Origin of the sequence: Okeania sp. SIO2B9 (genome assembly GCF_010672505.1) — a bacterium.
In the GTDB taxonomy this organism is placed as follows: Bacteria; Cyanobacteriota; Cyanobacteriia; order Cyanobacteriales; family Microcoleaceae; genus Okeania; species Okeania hirsuta.
In genome coordinates this window covers 1-3,370 of the sequence record NZ_JAAHGK010000872.1, presented here as the reverse complement: position 1 = coordinate 3,370, position 3,370 = coordinate 1, and the positions used below count along the sequence as shown (strand labels likewise).

General features: G+C 36.9%; 3 protein-coding genes. All 3 read left to right on the top strand.

What is annotated here, in order from left to right; all coding sequences use genetic code 11:
• A partial coding sequence (locus F6K13_RS24765; RefSeq protein WP_287288674.1) for a hypothetical protein occupies window positions 1-731 on the top strand: 731 nt, incomplete at its 5' end.
• Window positions 732-1,343: 612 nt separating this feature from the next.
• The gene (locus F6K13_RS24760) at window positions 1,344-2,666 is read left to right on the top strand and encodes a four-carbon acid sugar kinase family protein (protein ID WP_124144276.1); all 1,323 of its coding nucleotides are present in this window, start codon (window positions 1,344-1,346) and stop codon (window positions 2,664-2,666) included.
• 388 nt (window positions 2,667-3,054) lie between these two features.
• The gene (locus F6K13_RS35390) at window positions 3,055-3,342 is read left to right on the top strand and encodes a zinc ribbon domain-containing protein (RefSeq protein WP_353734927.1); all 288 of its coding nucleotides are present in this window, start codon (window positions 3,055-3,057) and stop codon (window positions 3,340-3,342) included.
• Window positions 3,343-3,370: the final 28 nt, after the last annotated feature.

Below are 3,370 nucleotides of genomic sequence, written 5' to 3'. Positions count from 1 at the left end.
ATTTGCAAATGCCAACCATGCTAATTGTGGCAGGACTATTGATTATTATTTTAGGATTTGTCACAAAAATAGGTGGTATAATTGAGGTTTCACGAGAACAAAAAAGATTTACTATTCCTATAGGGTTATTTCTTCTAGTGCTTGGTATTGTTCTTAACTTTGCATCATCTCCAACTCCAACTCCTCCAACTACAACTACAACTCCAACTCCTCCAACTACAACTACAACTACAACTACAACTCCTCCAACTACAACTACAACTACAGGTGAAAAACCACCTCTTGATAATTCTAATATTGAACCTACAGTTACATATAATGAACCTACAGTTACATATAATATGAATAAAATAGATAGCCGCAGTAGTTATGCCGACATAATGATCGGTAATCAAAATATTAGTGGTACTTTTATTGTCGAAAGATTAACTCTTAATTGGGATTACTCAAAATGTCCCCAATTTACTAATGTACCTGATTTAAGTGCTGACGTTATGAAAGAGTCTGAATACACTGCTAGTTTAACTCAAAAATCTGACTCTAAAGTTTTAGATGATCGGGAATTCAAATATCCTCCTAATGATGTAGATAAATTTAGTATTTTTATAAACCATAGTAAAAATGGGGTCTACACAGTTTGGTTTGATTTTGACTACTACTTGTTTGGAAATGAAGATACAAAAAATAAGAAGACAGAAAATAAGGTTATTTCGTATTGTAACAAGTCGTAACAAGTTCGTATATTAACAAATGTAGTTAATTAAGTTATAAAACCTAAATTAGACTGAAAACCTAAAATCAATTTCAGTGTTAAACTAAGCAAGCTCATTAAGCATTAAAAAAAAAATTTTTCTCAAGACTAACAAAAGACTAAAACAATGGGCAAAAAATCAATCAATAATGCTAGAAATATTTTAAATTTACTAAATAGTATATTATTTGGTGATTTTCAGGATATTATCACTATAGTTAGTATCGTTGCGTAAGTCCTGTCTATACTGATTATGCTCAAACTTAGAGTTGAATGTTAATAAAATTTGCAATTATGTTCTGCAGCTCAACTTACTATACTGATGTCCAATGTTTAATCAATCGAAAAAATATTCCTCATTTTTCAAAAATTAAGTGATTCTGATGTGCAATAAATGTTTTATTTCTTTAGTACGACCGCTCCGAGCAATATCAAAATTATTCCTTTTTTAGTTTTAAAATTTATAAGCAACACAGAAAAAGGAAGAAAATTAATCAAATAGAGACATATCTATAGATATAGTAGTGAAAGCTGAGAAAAACTTTTTTGAGAATCTCGGTATAGCCTTCTATAGATAATGAGCAAAAAAAATATGACTAACAGCCAACCAAAAATTATTGTCCTAGATGATGACCCAACAGGTTCCCAAACTGTTCATAGTTGTCTACTTCTAACTAAGTGGGATGTAGAAACCCTAAAATTAGGATTACTTGATGAATCTCCCATATTTTTTATCCTCTCCAATACTCGCGCCCTGACCCCAGACCAAGCAGCCAATGTGACACGAGAAGTTACACATAACTTGACCGAAGCGATCGCTCAATCAAATATCCAAGATTTCTTAGTCGTTAGTCGTTCTGACTCTACTTTACGGGGTCATTATCCCATAGAAACAGATGTCATAGCAGCCGAACTTGGTCCATTTGATGCGCATTTCCTAGTTCCAGCATTTTTTGAAGGTGGGAGAGTCACCCGCAACAGTACCCACTATTTAATGGTTAATGGTGTAGAAACTCCAGTTCACGAAACAGAATTTGCCAAAGATTCAGTATTTGGCTACACCTATAGTTATTTACCTGATTATGTGGAAGAAAAAACCAAAGGTCAAATCAAAGCAGAAACTGTAGAAAAATTTAGACTTGATGATATTCGCTCTGGTAGTTTAGAACGTTTGATCAAAATGACTGGCAACCAATGTGGAGTTGTCGATGGTGAAACTCAAGCCGACTTAGACAAGTTTGCCAATGATTTGTTGGCAGCAGCTAGTCAAGGTAAAAAGTTTCTATTGCGGAGTGCTGCAAGTATTTTAACTTCTTTAGCTGCTTTGGGAAATCAACCTATAGCTGCTGAAGAGATGAGGCAATATGTTAGGAGTGGGAAACCAGGTGTAATTATTGTGGGTTCTCATGTTAAGAAATCTACCCAACAGTTGGAAAGATTATTACAAGAGTCTGATGTAGTGGGTGTAGAAGTAAATGTGTCTCATTTAGTTGAGGAGTCTGAGAAGAACAGAGCAACTTTACTCAAAAATATTCTCGAAAAAGTTCATGCTGTTCATGCAGAAGGGAAAACACCTGTGGTTTATACCAGTCGTGAAGAATTGACTTTTGAAAATGTGCAAGTGCGTTTGGAGTTTGGTGTGGCAGTCTCCGAGTTATTGATGGATATTGTCCGGGGTTTGCCCGAGGATATTGGATTTTTGATCAGTAAAGGTGGGATTACCTCTAATGATACTGTAAGTAAAGGTTTGGCTTTAACTACTGCTAGATTATTGGGTCAGGTATTAGCTGGTTGTTCGATGGTGCGGACTCCCGCAGAGCATCCTCAATTTCCTGAATTACCTGTTGTTTTATTTCCAGGTAATGTCGGGGATGTAGATGGTTTGGCGACAGTTTATCAACGTTTGAGTCCATAGTTTTTCCGGGGTTGGGTTTCCTCCCTTATATCATGTCCGGTTGAACAGTTATAAATAAATAACTACGGAGTCCTCAGGAGTCAGTCCTCAGGAGTCAGGAGGGAAGAAAGAAGAAGGAAGAAGGAAGAGGAAGAACTGGAGTTGAAGGAGAAAGTTTTTTTTATAACTAATTATCCGGACATGATATTACTATCTATGGTTGAGAAGGAGGGAAATATGCGCTACGCACAAATCAGAAGTCAGAAGTCAGAAGTAATCTCTGACACTCGTTTGAGCATTTAGAAATGTGGCGTTGCATAAATGCGCTTGGGATTTTAATAGTTTTGTGGAATGGGCATCTTGCCCGTTCCTGATATTTTCACGTTCTTGCTTACCATGTTCATAGATATTGACAATTAAATATACAGTCATCAAAGTAGAGCCAAAAGGTACATCTCAACATTGTTGGGAGTGTCTAAACAGAGTTTCTAAGAGCTTGTCAGAGCGCTGGCATTCTTGTAGCTATTGTGGCCAAGAACTAGATAGAGACTATAACTCACCCACCCCTCTAGCTCCCCTCCCGGGAGGGGATGGGGGTGGGTTGGATTGCTGTCAACACAGGGGGAGAACATCACCTCACACGAAACAGCGGTCAGGGTTTCTCTGGCTGAAGAATCCCGCGTTGTCGCGAATATAGCAACGTCGGGAGTATGTCAATATCAAAG